The 15,469-nt window shown below is 39.6% G+C and carries 14 protein-coding genes and 1 riboswitch; of the genes, 8 read left to right on the top strand and 6 right to left on the bottom strand.

All coding sequences use genetic code 11. The annotated features are described in order from the left end of the window. Positions 1-2: 2 nt before the first annotated feature. Positions 3-1,241, bottom strand: a complete 1,239-nt coding sequence (locus tag ArsFIN_RS02575) for a multifunctional CCA addition/repair protein (protein WP_026821550.1) — start codon at positions 1,239-1,241, stop codon at positions 3-5. 10 nt (positions 1,242-1,251) lie between these two features. After that, positions 1,252-1,875: a TIGR04211 family SH3 domain-containing protein gene (locus tag ArsFIN_RS02580; RefSeq protein ID WP_026821551.1), complete on the bottom strand. Its 624-nt coding sequence runs from the start codon at positions 1,873-1,875 to the stop codon at positions 1,252-1,254. A gap of 476 nt (positions 1,876-2,351) precedes the next feature. Between ArsFIN_RS02580 and ArsFIN_RS28530 the strand changes: the two genes are divergently transcribed. From ArsFIN_RS28530 to hldE, 4 genes are all read left to right on the top strand, one after another. After that, a complete protein-coding gene (locus ArsFIN_RS28530) occupies positions 2,352-2,831 on the top strand; it encodes a CYTH domain-containing protein (protein ID WP_338023318.1) in 480 nt (159 codons plus the stop codon). Next, positions 2,797-3,306, top strand: a complete 510-nt coding sequence (locus tag ArsFIN_RS28535; protein WP_338023319.1) for a CYTH domain-containing protein — start codon at positions 2,797-2,799, stop codon at positions 3,304-3,306. Before ArsFIN_RS28530 ends, ArsFIN_RS28535 begins: the two co-directional genes overlap by 35 nt. Before the next feature lie 13 nt (positions 3,307-3,319). After that, positions 3,320-6,172: a bifunctional [glutamate--ammonia ligase]-adenylyl-L-tyrosine phosphorylase/[glutamate--ammonia-ligase] adenylyltransferase gene (gene glnE, locus ArsFIN_RS02590; RefSeq protein ID WP_026821552.1), complete on the top strand. Its 2,853-nt coding sequence runs from the start codon at positions 3,320-3,322 to the stop codon at positions 6,170-6,172. Positions 6,173-6,282: 110 nt separating this feature from the next. Then, entirely contained in the window at positions 6,283-7,710 is a 1,428-nt protein-coding gene (gene hldE / locus ArsFIN_RS02595; RefSeq protein WP_026821553.1) for a bifunctional D-glycero-beta-D-manno-heptose-7-phosphate kinase/D-glycero-beta-D-manno-heptose 1-phosphate adenylyltransferase HldE, read from the top strand. Positions 7,711-7,785: 75 nt separating this feature from the next. On the opposite strand, the gene ubiK is transcribed toward hldE, so the two are convergent. After that, the gene (gene ubiK / locus ArsFIN_RS02600) at positions 7,786-8,028 is read right to left on the bottom strand and encodes a ubiquinone biosynthesis accessory factor UbiK (RefSeq protein WP_026821554.1); all 243 of its coding nucleotides are present in this window, start codon (positions 8,026-8,028) and stop codon (positions 7,786-7,788) included. Between the two features lie 241 nt (positions 8,029-8,269). Next, positions 8,270-8,435: riboswitch (FMN riboswitch) on the top strand. A 119-nt stretch (positions 8,436-8,554) separates the two neighbouring features. Between ubiK and ribB the strand changes: the two genes are divergently transcribed. Beyond that, positions 8,555-9,208, top strand: a complete 654-nt coding sequence (gene ribB, locus ArsFIN_RS02605) for a 3,4-dihydroxy-2-butanone-4-phosphate synthase (RefSeq protein ID WP_026821555.1) — start codon at positions 8,555-8,557, stop codon at positions 9,206-9,208. A gap of 311 nt (positions 9,209-9,519) precedes the next feature. On the opposite strand, the gene ArsFIN_RS02610 is transcribed toward ribB, so the two are convergent. The 3 genes from ArsFIN_RS02610 to tolC form a co-directional block, all read right to left on the bottom strand. Next, positions 9,520-10,680: a glutathionylspermidine synthase family protein gene (locus ArsFIN_RS02610; RefSeq protein WP_026821556.1), complete on the bottom strand. Its 1,161-nt coding sequence runs from the start codon at positions 10,678-10,680 to the stop codon at positions 9,520-9,522. A gap of 5 nt (positions 10,681-10,685) precedes the next feature. Further along, positions 10,686-11,444, bottom strand: a complete 759-nt coding sequence (locus tag ArsFIN_RS02615) for a DUF1190 domain-containing protein (protein ID WP_026821557.1) — start codon at positions 11,442-11,444, stop codon at positions 10,686-10,688. Positions 11,445-11,658: 214 nt separating this feature from the next. After that, a complete protein-coding gene (tolC, locus tag ArsFIN_RS02620; RefSeq protein WP_026821558.1) occupies positions 11,659-13,041 on the bottom strand; it encodes an outer membrane channel protein TolC in 1,383 nt (460 codons plus the stop codon). Positions 13,042-13,274: 233 nt separating this feature from the next. Between tolC and nudF the strand changes: the two genes are divergently transcribed. The 3 genes from nudF (at position 13,275) to yqiA (ending at position 15,451) form a co-directional block, all read left to right on the top strand. Beyond that, on the top strand, positions 13,275-13,922 hold the full coding sequence (gene nudF, locus ArsFIN_RS02625; RefSeq protein WP_026821559.1) for an ADP-ribose diphosphatase: 648 nt from the start codon (positions 13,275-13,277) through the stop codon (positions 13,920-13,922). 105 nt (positions 13,923-14,027) lie between these two features. Further along, positions 14,028-14,867, top strand: a complete 840-nt coding sequence (cpdA, locus tag ArsFIN_RS02630) for a 3',5'-cyclic-AMP phosphodiesterase (protein WP_026821560.1) — start codon at positions 14,028-14,030, stop codon at positions 14,865-14,867. Then, positions 14,867-15,451, top strand: a complete 585-nt coding sequence (yqiA, locus tag ArsFIN_RS02635; RefSeq protein WP_026821561.1) for an esterase YqiA — start codon at positions 14,867-14,869, stop codon at positions 15,449-15,451. Before cpdA ends, yqiA begins: the two co-directional genes overlap by 1 nt. The last annotated feature ends 18 nt before the right edge of the window (positions 15,452-15,469 follow it).

Here is a 15,469-nt window from a genome sequence, read left to right on the forward strand (position 1 = left end):
ACTTAAATAGGTAAAATGGCTTGTTGCAGCCGCCAATCAGTTAATGCCTGAATACGCTGCTGGGTAAGCGCATCTCTGATCGCGATACCTTTAATTCCCTGTTCAATCAGATTTTTACTGGATACTTGTTGTACTATTTTAAACGCTTCAATAACAAACTTAGCTTGTGGGTAAGTGATATGTTCTTGCCCCATCCAGCTGCGGGCATCGGCTTCACAGGCAATAGCCAGTTGATTGATGCGCTCTGGTTTCCGCCAACTATCTAATTGATTGAAGAGGTTAATCACACTTTCAGGTTGTAACTGGTTAATTTGGTGGATTTGCTGATGAAAACGGGCAACTAATTTAGCTAACTCTTTCATTCTATTAGGAATACGTAACCGGTTACACATAGCCTCAATCAAGGGAATAGCTTTGATTGCATGATCCCGATGATCAGGCCATTGTTCTGGCGGGGTCAATGCCTTACCAAAGTCATGGCAGAGTGCAGCGAAGCGAGTTTCGATATTGTCAGTTAATAATGCCGCCATTTTTAAGGTTAACAGCGTGTGTATTCCGGTGTCCATTGCGGCATGTGATTCTGCTGCGCTGGGGATGCCAAACAATTGATTAATTTCAGGAAAAAGAATAGCTAGTGCGCCACAATCATGTAAGACATGAAAATAAGTTTCCGGCGCGGATGATTGTAATGCTTTTTCTGTTTCGCTCCATACTCTTTCTGCACTAATTGTACTAAGCTCTTGATTAAAAATCATTTTTTCCATCAATGATTGTGTCTCATTGGCAATAGTAAATTTTTGCTTAGCCAGTCGAGCAGCAAAACGCGCCACTCTAAGTATCCGTAAAGGATCTTCGGCAAAAGCTGCGGAAACATGGCGTAATAAGCGGTTTTTTATGTCTTGTTCACCATGAAAGGGATCAATCAATTGGCCATCTTCGGTTTGGGCGATGGCGTTGATAGTCAGATCTCGACGTAACAAATCCTCTTCTATTGTGACATCAGGTGCGGCATAGCAAGAAAAACCGGTATAGCCTACGCCCGTTTTGCGTTCTGTACGGGCAAGGGCATATTCTTCACGTGTTTTGGGATGGAGAAAAACGGGAAAATCCTTACCTACTTGCTGGAAACCTAATTTGATTAAATCTTCTGGGGTAGCGCCGACCACGACCCAGTCACGATCAGAGACTGGCAATCCTAATAGCTGATCTCTTACCGCGCCACCAACAAGATAAATCTGCATGCTATTTTCTTCAATTCATCCAGCGATCATTACGTTTTTTACGTCGTGGGATAATATGAGGTAATAACAAACCAAAAATTAAACCTGCACCGGCAACACCACCACCATACATAAACCACTGCAAAATAAGCTCACGGCGATTATCATCAAGATTAATTTGCGCAATTTCTAATTTTTTTCCTGAGCGAATTAATTCATTTTTTAATTTTTCATTTTCCGCAGTAAGGTTAGCAATAATTTGATCGCTGGCGGCAACTTTGCTTTGCTTTTCGCTGGTTTGATTATTCCAGTTACTATCAATGTTAGTTAATTTTTCACGTAACTCTTGATTTTCCTTTTCGAGCAAGGGAATACGTGCTTTTACACTGGGTGTTTGGCTAAGTTGATTTTTGGGTAACCAGGCGACTCGTCCTTTATAATCACGAATTTGAGCGTAGCCGGTTTCTTGATCTGTGCTTAATAATTGAACTTGATCACCGCTTTTTAGGCTACCAATAATACGATAATCGGTTCCGGGTCCTCGGTGGATAAAAGTCGGGAGTTCATCAGAAACATAAAGCGTTTCTTCTGCTTGCGTCGTCATTGAGAGGTTAAATCCTATCAATGCTAGGATAAATAAAGGAAATTTTCTCATTGTATTCAACTATCTTCAAACTGTGAAAAAAAGTGCTATTAGCTGATACTAATGCGTTAAATGTATTGATGCAAATCTAAAAAAGTAAAATAATGATTCTTTTAATTGATTTGCCATTATTAATAATATTTCATTTTTTATTATTTTCAGGCAAAAACATAGAATAAAATTCTCTATCAGTTATTTTGCTAGTATTTAGTTATTGATATAGCTTAAATCAATATTAGAATTATTTGTTTAGAAAATATATATTGCTGGCGGTAAGGGAAATGAATCCGCATTGGTTGCCGTTTTTGGGCTTATTTCTATTAAACTTATAGATCTTTTCAATCGTTAGTCATAAGACTGTCCATGTTTATCAACTACAGAATAAATAGAAAATAATAATCTACTTTTAGTATGAGCCTAAACAGTATAAATAAAAATTGAAACGTATATTCTTAGGGACAGAAGATGTCAGAAAATCTGGACTAAATATGAGTCATCTAGAAATTGAATTAAAGTTGTCGGTTCTCCCAGAAGCTATTGAGCGGATCCGTGAAAAAATCATATCCTTTCACTATACGCATTTCTCCTTACATCAGTTGTCAAACATCTATTTTGAAACCGTGGATCATCAATTACGTCGCTGGGATATGGGATTAAGGATCCGCGGTTGTGATGGTCGTTTCGAAATGACGATAAAAACCGCGGGCAAGGTTATCGGTGGTTTACATCAACGGCCTGAATACAATGTGGAAATTCATAAACCTGAGATAAATCTTTTAGCATTCCCGGCCGAAATATGGCCTAAAGATACCAATGTTGATCGTTTACAGTCTCAATTAACAACCTTGTTTTATACCGATTTTTCTCGTGAAAAATGGATGGTAACTTATCATGGTAGTGAAATTGAAATTGTATTGGATCAAGGTAGTATTTATGCTGGTGCTAAAAAAACCTATTATGGAAATTGAACTGGAACTGAAAAAGGGCACATTAATCGAGCTTTTAGCGTTAGCAAAAGAGTTTGTTAATATTGAAGGATTGCGTTTGGCTAATAAAAGTAAGGCTGAACGAGGTTATTCACTGGTTCAAATTAGCGATCATGTTGATACTAAACTCTCTTTGTCACACTATAATTGGTTTACTATGCCAATTGAACTGGGATTACGTCAGTTATTAGTGTATTGGCAACACTATGAGGAGTGTTGGTTAGAAGATCAAACGCAAGCGAGACAAAATTTAAGTCATTTGTTGGTTTTAATACAGAAATTTTTAGTTCATTATGCGCATTCCGTCCCCCATTTTATTCGAGTACTACCATTAAAAGAAATAACGGTATTATTAACGGCTACAGATATTCAACCGGAAGTAGTCTGTTATAGTGCGGATTGGTTGCGTTGCAAACTGGCTTTTACCCAATGGCTTACGGCTTTGACACTACCCTAATGAAAGGCATTTTATGAAATCGCTGCCATCAATATTGGTTCAGCAGGCGCAATGGGTGGTAGATGATTTTCAGCGTCACGTGCCGGAACTTTTACCGTTATTGCCCCAAGAAAAAACCTTTTTTGCTTTAAGCGATTTTGCTTATCAGCAGATCAAAAACCATCCTGCCTGGTGGGTGGCCATACGTCAACAGCCACCGCAAATAGGCGAATGGCAACATTATCATCAATGGTTAACCAAACAGCTGGCTAATATTACTGGTGAGGAGGAGTTGCAGCGGATCCTAAGGCAATTTCGTCATCAAATGCTAATTAGGATCGCCTGGTTACAACTATTCCATGATGATAGCAATAATAAGCTGCAGATATTGCAGCATCTGAGTGAGCTAGCCGAAACGTTAATCATCGCGGCGAGAGATTGGCTGTATGAGGAGTGTTGTCAAAATTGGGGAACACCTTGTGATCCAGAGGGACTGCCACAACCACTGCTAATCCTTGCTATGGGCAAGTTAGGCGGTGGAGAGTTAAATTTTTCGTCCGATGTCGATTTGATTTTTGCCTTTCCTGAAAATGGGGTTACTCAAGGGGGACGCCGTCAGATGGAAAATAGCCATTTTTTTACCCGATTAGGTCAAAAATTAATTAACTTATTGGCGCAGAAAACGATAGATGGTTTTGTCTATCGGGTTGATATGCGTCTTCGTCCGTTTGGTGATAGTGGGCCATTAGTCTTTAGTTTTGCTGCTTTGGAAGATTATTATCAGGAACAGGGGCGAGACTGGGAGCGTTATGCGATGATCAAAATGCGCATTATAGGTGATGATAACTCAGTTTATAGCGATGGGTTAAAAAATATGTTGCGTCCCTTTGTTTTTCGACGCTATATCGATTTTGGTGTTATTCAATCGTTGCGTAATATGAAAAACATGATTGAGCGTGAAGTCCGTCGCCAGGGTTGGCAAGATAATATTAAATTGGGTGCCGGTGGTATCCGTGAAATAGAGTTTATTGGCCAAGTTTTTCAGTTAATTCGAGGTGGGCGTGAACCTCGCTTGCGCTCGCCGGCTTTGTTACCTACATTAATCGCAATTGATGAGCTTTCATTGCTGACAACAGAACAGGTAATGCAATTAACGGATAATTACCTGTTTTTGCGACGAACAGAAAATATATTGCAATCTATTAATGATCAACAAAGCCAAATGTTACCTGAACAGGCTTTACATCGAGCGCGCCTGGCATGGGCGATGGGCTTTGATGATTGGCCGGCATTATATCAGCAAATCACCGCTAGAATGCAAAATGTTCACGCCATATTTGTGCAAACAATTGGTCAAGCTGATGAGAAAAACCATGATAGTTCGTTAACATTTTTTGTCCATTTCTGGCAACAAATTGCGAGTGAAAGTGAACTGAAAACCCTATTAGTTGAGCTTAATGACGAAAAAAAACAAAATATTATTAAGCAGTTATGGCTTTTTCGCCAGGATTTAGCTAAGCGAACCATTGGTCCCCGTGGTCGCGAGGTACTTGATCAATTAATGCCAAAATTGATAGCTAAAATCTATCATAGAGATGATATTAATCGGATTTTGCAACGAATTATTCTCTTGCTTATCAGTATAGTTAGTAGGACTACTTATTTAGAATTAATCTTAGAATCTGAACAGGTATTAACGCATGTGATCCGTCTTTGTGCAGCATCACCAATGATTGCTGAGCAATTAGCTCGTCATCCATTATTACTAGATGAATTAATCGATCCCTTCTCACTTTACCAGCCATTACCCGTTACTGCTTATCGCGATGAATTACGCCAATATTTATTGCGTATTGATGAAAATGATGATGAACAGCAGCTTGAAGCATTGCGGCAATTCAAACAAGCTCAGCTTTTACGCATTGCTGCTGAAGATATTGCTGGCGTGCTTCCGGTTATGAAAGTGAGTGATCATTTGACCTATTTGGCCGAAGCTATTATTGAGGTAGTGGTACAACTGGCGTGGAATAAATTAACTAAGCGTTATGGTAAACCTGCTCATCTATCTCAACAACCAGTTGGAGTAACCGGTTTTGCCGTTGTAGGTTATGGTAAACTGGGTGGCTTTGAATTGGGGTATGGTTCTGATTTAGATTTAGTTTTTTTATTTGATTGCCCATTAGGTGTTGTCACCGATGGGCAACGCGTCATTGAAGGTCGCCAGTTTTATTTACTATTCGCCCAGCAAATTCTTCATCTCTTTAGTACCCGAACTTCTTCAGGTATCCTTTATCAGGTAGATGCTCGTTTGCGCCCATCAGGTGAATCTGGCATGTTGGTGAGTACATTCCAATCATTCGAGGATTATCAGAAAACGCAAGCCTGGACTTGGGAGCATCAAGCTTTGATCCGAGCGCGAATAGTTTTTGCTGAACCGCAATTAGAACAAGCGTTTAACCGAATTCGACGAGAAGCTCTGCTGATACCAAGAGAAGAAATGACATTACGTCAGCAGGTCGTTGAGATGCGAAAAAAAATGTATCAGCATCAGGCTAACCGGCAGCAAGCATATTTTGATTTAAAAACTGATCCTGGCGGTATCACTGATATTGAATTTATTGCTCAATATCTGGTATTACGTTACTGCGCAGACAATGTCGCATTACTGCGTTGGTCAGATAATGTGCGTATTTTTACCTTGTTAGCTGAATATGCTGTAATGTCTAGCGAGGAAGCTGAACAGCTAATTAAGATTTATACTGAAATGCGAGACACATTGCATCATTTGTCATTACAGGCGCTGCCCAGTAAAGTGTTAGCCTCTCAGTTTGAACAGCAACGTGAAAAAGTTCTGCTTAGTTGGCAAAAATGGTTTTATGCTAGTTAAATTGAAATAGAATTGACTGGCCATACTTTTTAGTATGATTGATAGAGCTGGGCTATGTTACTATTGGTAGCAATCTTGATCGCGGTAATTTATTTGTAATTGGAGTATGGATGAAAATCACTCTCCCTGATTTTAAACAGGCTAGTATTTTGGTGATCGGCGATGTTATGTTAGATCGCTATTGGTATGGAGCAACTAACCGAATTTCGCCAGAAGCGCCCGTTCCGGTCGTTAAAGTGGAAATGAAAGAAGAACGTCCTGGTGGTGCGGCTAACGTTGCTATGAATATTGCAGCTTTAGGCGCTAATGTTCGTCTGGTAGGGCTGACAGGCGTTGATGATGCTGCCGAAGTATTAACCGAGAAACTAAATCAAGCTAATGTATGTTGTGATTTTGTCACGTTAGCAACGCATCCTACTATTACTAAGCTGAGAATTCTATCGCATAATCAACAACTTATTCGACTTGACTTTGAAGAAGGGTTTGCTAGTGTCGATATAAATCCGCTGCTAGAGCGTATTCGGCAAGCTTTGCCACATGTTGGGGCACTAGTACTGTCTGATTATGGTAAAGGTGCGTTAGCGCAAATTTCGCAGATCATTGCATTAGCAAATGTTGCTCAAGTACCCGTACTTATTGATCCGAAGGGCAATGATTTTGAACGTTATCGCGGCGCGACTTTATTAACCCCCAACATGTCTGAATTTGAAGCCATTGTTGGTAAATGTGCTAGCAATGCTGAAATTGAGCAGAAAGGGATGAAGTTAATTAATTCCCTTGATCTTAAAGGATTACTGATCACTCGTTCAGAACGAGGGATGACACTGTTGCAACGTGAAAAGCCGCCTTTACATTTACCGACTCAAGCGCAGGAAGTTTATGATGTTACCGGCGCCGGCGATACGGTTATTGCTGTGTTGGCTACGGCGTTGGCGGCTCAACAGGATTTCCATCAAGCTTGTGTATTAGCTAATGCGGCGGCTGGAGTCGTGGTTGGAAAACTGGGTACTTCAACGGTGTCACCTATCGAGTTGGAAAATGCCATCCATGGTCGCGCTGATGATGGTTTTGGGGTGATGAATGAGCAGCAATTAAAGCATGCGGTTGCTGCCGCTCGTAGTCGTGGCGAGAAGATCGTGATGACCAATGGTTGCTTTGATATTTTACATGCCGGGCATGTTATTTATTTGGCCAATGCGCGCAAGTTAGGCGATCGGTTGATTGTTGCTGTCAATAGTGATGCTTCAACTAAACGGCTAAAAGGTGATGAGCGTCCTATTAATCCATTAGCTCAACGTATGACCGTATTAGGAGCGCTAGGTTCGGTAGATTGGGTGGTCCCATTTGAAGAAGATACGCCTCAACGCCTGATCAGTGAAATCTTACCTGATGTATTAGTTAAAGGTGGTGATTATAAGCCGGAAGATATTGCCGGTAGCCAAGAGGTCTGGGCGGCAGGTGGCGAAGTTAAAGTACTTAATTTTGAACAAGGGCTGTCTACAACAAATATCATTAATACCATTATGAAAAATGATTAATATTTTGGCGTAAAAAATAGCAATGCCACGATAGGAGTATCGTGGCATTTTGTTATTCATATTTGTTTTCGTTAGCTAACGGTTTTTTTCTAATTGTTCGATGCGTTTTTCCATTTCGATCATTTTTTCACGGGTTCGCAGTAAAACTTGTGTTTGAATATCAAATTCTTCGCGTGAAACTAAATCGAGTTTTCCTAATTGGGACTGTAATGTTGCCCGTAGCTTTTTGTCAAGATCTTCACCTAAGTCACGTATCCCTTGCGGTAAGGTATCTTTGATCTGGCGAACAACTTGTTCTATTTTTTTCGCGTCAAGCATTACTATATCCTTTCAGGTCACAAATTATAATTTATAGGTTATTTAATAGCAGATCTTAAAATAATCAACTTACTTTGACAAAATTATTTTTAATAAATTTGGTGCTAAAAATGGCGCTGAATTAGCGGAAATAACCACTTAATAGCAAGTTGGCTGATTATATAAATGAAAATGCTATCTGACTGATATATATTTTGTTATTGTTGATTGCTACAGAATTATATTCACGATATAGTTTAGCGGTTTATCTCAGGGCGGGGTGAAATTCCCCACCGGCGGTGATATTTATTCTGCTAATTGAATAACCAAGTCCGCGAGCGTTCCATTATAGCAATGTGCAATGGAAGTCAGCAGATCCAGTGAGATTCTGGAACCGACGGTTATAGTCCGGATGGGAGAGAATAACGATAGCTGTAGTTTTGAGCTCTGCCAACTGTGCGCAGCTTTTTAAGATACTAGTTTGATTTTTTTACTCCCAAGCTCGCCCTGGTTCTGGTAATTTAGTATTTATTGATGAGGTTTTACCATGAATCAGACGTCACTTTCCGCGTATGGCAATCCAATTGAACGTATAGAGCTTGCTCTTAAGGCATTACGTCAAGGTAAAGGTGTGATGGTACTTGACGACGAAGGCCGTGAAAACGAGGGTGATATTATTTTTGCCGCTGAAACGATGACAGTTGAACGGATGGCATTAACTATCCGCCATGGCAGTGGAATTGTTTGTCTTTGTATAACCGAAGAACGCCGTATGCAACTGGCATTACCAATGATGGTGGAAGAAAATTCTAGTCAGTTCCAAACCGCATTTACTATCACTATTGAGGCCGCCGAAGGGGTTACAACTGGTGTTTCGGCCAGTGATCGTTTAATGACAATTCGTAAAGCGATTGCCGATGATGCAAAACCGTCCGATCTTAATCGGCCAGGGCATGTTTTTCCGCTCAAAGCCCAAGAAGGAGGGGTATTGCAGCGCCGTGGTCATACTGAAGCGACCATTGATTTGGTGACTTTAGCCGGTTTTAAACCAGCAGGCGTTTTGTGTGAGTTGACAAATGACGATGGTACCATGGCTCGTATGCCAGAAGTGCTAATCTTTGCCAAGCAACATGATATGCCGGTAATTACGATTGAGGATCTGGTAACCTATCGTCAGCAATTTACTAAAAAAGCGGGTTAGTAGACTACATAAGCTATTTTGCAGGATTAAATTTTATGCTATATGCGTTTTATGGTTAAACCAGTGGTGTCATACTGAAATGCTTCAATCAAATAACAATCACATTTTAAATCTAGCGCCATAGAGTGGAAATATGGCGAGTGCTTACACGAATAAATTGGCTTCGCCGAACTCAGGGGCAATGCTCAGATAAAAAAGTTGCTAATTAATTTGCCCGTGTGACAATTTTATTTTTCAAACCGTTAATCATAATAGTAACAACAGCAAGATAATGATTACCATATCATTATCTTGCGCCTGAATTGCAAGCGTTAGTTTAGAATAATATGCGGGTAAAAACGGGATAGATCTTGGGTAATTAATTGGTTGTCTTCTCGAATACCAATTCCTGCCGGTTGATCATTTACCAGCCAACTACCGATTAAGGTATAGTTATTTTCAAATTGTGGCAGCGGATAAAATTGTTGAATAATCATACCTTCTTCGCCATATGGGCCATCTACTGAGGCAATTTCACGTTCATTATCGATGATACGAATATTTGCCCCTTCGCGCGAAAAAATAGGTTTGATCACATAGCGATCCAGTTTTGGAGGATTAGCTTCTGCAAAATAAGCAGGTAACAGATTGGGATGATTAGGAAACATTTCCCATAGCATAGGTAATAATGCCTTGTTAGAAATAATGCTTTTCCAGGCTGGTTCTAACCACCTTACTCCGGCATCGGCTAACTTAGTAGAAAAAATCTCTCTAAACATAAACTCCCAAGGATATAATTTAAACAGATTGCTAATAACTTGATTATTAGGATCGGTAAATTGTCCTTTTTCACCTAAACCAATTTGATCAACATAGAGAAATTCGGTTGTAATATTGGCTTCGTGAGCACAGTCTTGTAGGTATTGGATGGTGCCGCGATCTTCGTCACTGTCTTGGCAGCAGGCAAAATGTAACCAGTTAAAGTCAAATGATTCACGTAATTGCGCAAAGCGTTCAATAAGTTGCTCTTGTATGCTATTAAATTGATCAGCATTGGCTGGTAAATAGCCAGCATTGATCTGATCTTCTAACCAGATCCACTGAAAAAATGCGCTTTCATATAAAGATGTCGGTGTATCTGCATTATTTTCTAATAATTTTGCTGGTCTTTTACCGTCATAAGCTAAATCCAATCGGGAATAGAGTGAAGGTTGATTCGTTTTCCATGAGTGATTAACAAATTCCCAACAATGTTTAGGGATCTGAAATTTTAACAATAATTCCTCGTTATTCACTACTTTTTCCACCACTTGCAGGCACATTTGATGTAATTCAGCGGTGGTTGCTTCAAGATCTTCAACTTGTTGCATAGTAAATTGATAATAAGCATTTTCACACCAATAAGGTTCACCGTATAAGGTGTGAAAATGAAAACCAAATTCAGTTGCCTTTTCTTTCCAATCAGGCCGTTCAGTGATGGGCATCCTTATCATCGCCATTAGCCTCCCATAGAACGCTGTGAAGATGAAGTGGCACTTTGACGCTGCATGTGAGCCTGTTGTTTAGCAACTGATTCGCCGAAACCACCACGAGTGATAGTGGTCGTCGTTGCCGGTTTGGGGGCAAGAGCTGATGGCGGTACAGTCATTGTTCGACCTCCCGCTACCGCCGGACCATAGTTTTTGCCGCTGGCATCAACAAATTTTCCATTGGCAGGACTAGCAGGATTGCTTGAGCTAAACAGAGGCTGCGCTGCAGGTGCTGGGGCAGTTGCACCACCGCCCATTAGACGTCCCATCATATAACCTGCCATTAATGGCATCCAGAAACTACTACTTTGCCCACTAGCTTGATTTTCTGTTAAACCAGCTTGAGTTGGCGTTTGCGTTGCAGTTGGAGTTTGCGATGCAGTTTGATTTTGAGTTGTCGTTTGCGTTGCGGTCTGGTTGGAAGCCTGAGTACATTTTTCTTCACCAAATTCAGCCACACAATCTTCACGTGTCGCATATTTAGGCGCAGTTTTCGCTGCTTCCTGCAATGCATTTTTATAAGCAAGCGAACATTGTTCACTTTGCGCGGGGTTTTTCTGAGCACAATCTTCCGCATTAGTATATAAAGAGACGCTTTCGTCGCTTTGTTCACAAGCGGACAACATAAATACCGTACTAATTGCTAAGGCAACTGGTGCTAGGCGGTAGGCGCGCCAGTTTTTACGAAAAGCATCTTGATTAATATTCTTCGTGCGCTTTATTTTCATCATCATTTACCTATCCTGAAGGTCGAAATAAAAATCGTCAAACTAGGATAGAATAGGGTAATTACAGTGGAAATTAAAGCATAAAGCTGGCAGAAATATAGCTATCAACCTGATTATTTATGTTAAGTGGTAAAAATACAACTTTTCTAATTAATTTTCGTTACAATAAAAAATACCCACAATATGTGGGTATCACAAATAGGCAAGTATTTATTTAATGTATTTGTGGAACGTTCATCGGATTAATAATCGTATCCGGTGAGGTTGATAATGTTTTTCCTAAGCTATTATTTAAACGGATCAGATCGCTTTCATTTAACGTGCCGCGGGCATACTGGATTTTCAGATCATTAATCAGATAGTCATAACGTGCATTAGCTAAATTCTGTTTTGCCTGAAAAAGGGTTGTTGTTGCGTTCAACACGTCCACGATAGTTCGCGTGCCGACTTGATAGCCTGCTTCCATCGCATCTAATGAACTTTGGGCTGAAATAACTAATTGTTGGTATGCTTTGATGCTACTAATAGAAGAAATAACATTATTATAGGAAGAGCGTACTATCTGAATAACATTGCGATAAGTACTTTCAAGCTGTTCGCTGGCACTAATATAACCATACTGAGCTTGCTCAACGCGTGAGTTAGTTTTGCCACCGGTATATAACGGCACACTTAACGTTAGTCCGACGCTATTTTGGCCAGTATAGCTAGTATCATTTCGGTTCCAGATATGATTAGCACTACCGTGATAATGGGTATTATTAACGCCTGTTGACGCTTCTAAACCAAGGGTAGGTAAATGTCCTGACTGTTCATAGCGAATATTTTCTCGCGCCAGATCTTGTGACAAACGTGCGCTAAGTAAACTCAAGTTGCGCGTTTCAGCATCTTTTAATAGTTTTTCCACTCGAGCAGGTGTTTGCGTGCTGAAGCGATCAATATTTAACACGGCTAATTGGCTATAATAGATGCCGCTAACCTGGCGTAACTTTTCCAGCGCATTTTCTAATTGATTACGGCTCGATACTTCTTGTGCCAATACGCTATCATAATTAGCACGAGCATTTTGTACATCAGTAATAGCGACTAATCCTACGTTAAAGCGTTGTGTTGTTTGATCTAACTGGCGATAAACGGCTTTTTTCTGAGCTTCAATATAGTCTAATAAGTCAATCGCACGTAACACGTCAAAATAAGCTGTGGCGGTATCAAGAATTAATTTTTGTTGATTAGTTTGATAAGTAACATCAGCAATACCGGCGGTTTTTTCTTGTATGTCTAACTGTTGCCATTTTGACATATCAAAGATGGTTTGGGTGAGTTTAAGATTGGCACCAAGTTGGTTGTTTTCCGTGTCACGGTTATCACGATAACCGCTGTTATAGGTGAAATTTGCACCTAACCCTAATTGCGGCAGTAAAGGACTGCGGGCTTCATTAATTTTTTCAAATGCTTGGTCACGTTCTGCTAGTGATTTACGTAAATCTGGATTACTTTCTTTTGCTTTCTGATAGACTTGCAATAAATTTTCAGCTTGCCCTGTGGCACTTAGTCCCATTAGGCTAATGGTGATAAAAAGAGAGATAAATTTTTTCATTCTTATTCCTTGATTATGCAATTTATTATGCAATTTTTTGCTTTAGTTATCTCAGAAAAACATCAATACCGCTAATTTTAGCAGAATATGTCATTATTCCATGGTAGCTGTTTGTGCCATCTAGCATGTTAAATCTGGTCGATGTTACATTATTTATAAGTTAATTTCCTTAAAAAACGTTATATAAGTCTCACTTTTTTGTCAGTTAATGCATATAAATTCAGAGAGTTTCTATGAATGATAAAAAAAATTTACCCTTCAAGTTTAGCCAAAATGATGTGGAAATTACGGCTAAGTTCGATCTTTATAATGGTTTTTTTCGTTTTGTAGAATACCGTTTTCGGCATAGGTTGTTTAACGGGGGTTGGAGCAAGGAAATCCGACGTGAAGTTTTGGAACGGGGTAATGCGGGCGTTATTTTACCTTATGATCCTTATCTTGATAAGGTCGTGTTAGTTGAACAAATACGACTCCCGGCGATTGAAACTAGCAAAACACCGTGGTTGTTAGAAGCGATTGCTGGCATGGTAGAACAAAATGAAAGCTTAGAACAGCTAGTTCGTCGTGAAGCCAAAGAAGAAGCGGGTATTACCATTTTGCGTTGTCACTATGCACTAAGTTATCTTACCAGCCCAGGAGGCACAACTGAGCGCATTTATGTTCATATCGGTGAAATTAATGCATCTGCAATCAAACCGGGAAGTGTACATGGATTGAACAGTGAAAATGAAGATATTCGTGTTCATGTTGTTAGTCGCGAACAAGCTTATCAATGGGTAGAATTAGGGGTAATTGATAATGCGGCTACTGTAATTGCAATACAGTGGTTACAATTAAATTACCTTAGGTTGAAAAATAATTGGTTGAATAACTTAAAATAACTACTTAATCATAATATAAAAAAGAAGTGTGTATCAGCCGACAGTTATTGATAAAGTATTAATGTTAAAATAATGTATAAAGTAGGTAGAAACTAAGGAAATTGCTTGGATAGTCTGTTCAAATTAACAACAAAGCAAAAAAGTCTGGTGAGGATCTTGCAAATTACCGATACTCATCTTTTTGCTAATGCTGATGATACTCTACTTGGCGTCAATACTTTTGCTAGTTTTCATGCAGTGATTGATGCAATTTTAGTCCGCAATGAAAATGTGGACCTGGTTGTCGCTACCGGTGATTTGGCCCAAGATCAATCCGCACAAGCCTATCAGCATTTTGCAGAAGGGATCAAACGGTTGTCTGCTCCTTGTGTTTGGTTACCGGGCAATCATGATTATCAACCGGCAATGGTAGCTACTTTAGCGAAAGCAGGAATTTTACCCTCCAAACAGCTGCTAATTAATGATAATTGGCAAATCCTTATGTTGGACAGCCAAATTCAGGGGGCTGTACATGGAAAATTATCCAAACAACAGCTGTTATGGATGAAAAGCTGTTTTGATGCCTACACGGAGCGTAGTCATTTACTGATGTTACATCATCATCCTTTACCATCGGGTTGTACCTGGCTTGATCAACATCGCTTGCGTAATTCTCATATTTTGGCTGACTATTTAAAGCAATATCAAAAAATTAAAGCGATCTTATGTGGCCATATTCATCAGGAAATAGATGAATATTGGCAAGGAGTTCGCATGATGGCAACACCATCAACCTGTATCCAATTTAAACCTCATTGTACTAATTTTACATTAGATACCATGACACCGGGTTGGCGTTATCTTGATCTTTCTATCAATGATGCCGGTGAAGATGTGTTGAATACCCAAGTTTGCAGATTGGATAGTGATAAATTTTGCCCAGATTTGGATTCAGGCGGTTATTAATGTCAATATTAATTTATATTCATGGCTTCAATAGTTCCCCTTTATCAGAGAAAGCAAATAGCTTAAAAACTTGGTTACAGCGACAACACTCAGAAGTGAATATGCTGATACCTCAGCTTCCTTGTTATCCAGCTGAAGCGATTGAATTTTTAAATAATCTCGTAACAGCCCATGCGGGAGAGCCGATTGGGTTGTTAGGTTCTTCGTTAGGTGGTTATTTTGCTATTTGGTTATCACAGAAATTTAATTTACCCGCTGTTATTGTCAATCCAGCAGTACGTCCCTTTGATTTGTTTCAACAGTATTTAGGTGAGCAAGTCAATCCTTACACAAAGGAACGCTACATCTTGCAACCCCATCATTTAAATGAACTACAAAAGATACAAATTAAGGCATTAGCGGCGCCTGATTTAATTTGGTTATTACAACAAACAGGTGATGAAATATTGGACTATCGTCAAGCTGTTACCTATCTTATGGAGTGTAAGCAAACAATAGAGTCAGGAGGTAACCATGCTTTTGTTGGATTTGACTACTATTTTCCACAAATTATGCGTTTTTTAGCTTTGGCAAAGACAAAATAAGTAAAAAATTATCCAAAA

This window comes from Arsenophonus nasoniae (assembly GCF_004768525.1).
Classification (GTDB): Bacteria; Pseudomonadota; Gammaproteobacteria; order Enterobacterales; family Enterobacteriaceae; genus Arsenophonus; species Arsenophonus nasoniae.

Excerpts from the sequence above, each read along its gene's own strand:
- ArsFIN_RS02575 (WP_026821550.1), bottom strand. The coding sequence starts at position 1,241 with ATGCAGATTTATCTTGTTGGTGGCGCGGTAAGAGATCAGCTATTAGGA.
- glnE (WP_026821552.1), top strand. The coding sequence starts at position 3,320 with ATGAAATCGCTGCCATCAATATTGGTTCAGCAGGCGCAATGGGTGGTA.
- ArsFIN_RS02580 (WP_026821551.1), bottom strand. The coding sequence starts at position 1,875 with ATGAGAAAATTTCCTTTATTTATCCTAGCATTGATAGGATTTAACCTC.
- nudF (WP_026821559.1), top strand. The coding sequence starts at position 13,275 with ATGAATGATAAAAAAAATTTACCCTTCAAGTTTAGCCAAAATGATGTG.
- ribB (WP_026821555.1), top strand. The coding sequence starts at position 8,555 with ATGAATCAGACGTCACTTTCCGCGTATGGCAATCCAATTGAACGTATA.
- yqiA (WP_026821561.1), top strand. The coding sequence starts at position 14,867 with ATGTCAATATTAATTTATATTCATGGCTTCAATAGTTCCCCTTTATCA.
- ArsFIN_RS28530 (WP_338023318.1), top strand. The coding sequence starts at position 2,352 with ATGAGTCATCTAGAAATTGAATTAAAGTTGTCGGTTCTCCCAGAAGCT.
- ArsFIN_RS02615 (WP_026821557.1), bottom strand. The coding sequence starts at position 11,444 with ATGAAAATAAAGCGCACGAAGAATATTAATCAAGATGCTTTTCGTAAA.
- tolC (WP_026821558.1), bottom strand. The coding sequence starts at position 13,041 with ATGAAAAAATTTATCTCTCTTTTTATCACCATTAGCCTAATGGGACTA.
- ArsFIN_RS02610 (WP_026821556.1), bottom strand. The coding sequence starts at position 10,680 with ATGATAAGGATGCCCATCACTGAACGGCCTGATTGGAAAGAAAAGGCA.
- ArsFIN_RS28535 (WP_338023319.1), top strand. The coding sequence starts at position 2,797 with ATGCTGGTGCTAAAAAAACCTATTATGGAAATTGAACTGGAACTGAAA.
- hldE (WP_026821553.1), top strand. The coding sequence starts at position 6,283 with ATGAAAATCACTCTCCCTGATTTTAAACAGGCTAGTATTTTGGTGATC.
- ubiK (WP_026821554.1), bottom strand. The coding sequence starts at position 8,028 with ATGCTTGACGCGAAAAAAATAGAACAAGTTGTTCGCCAGATCAAAGAT.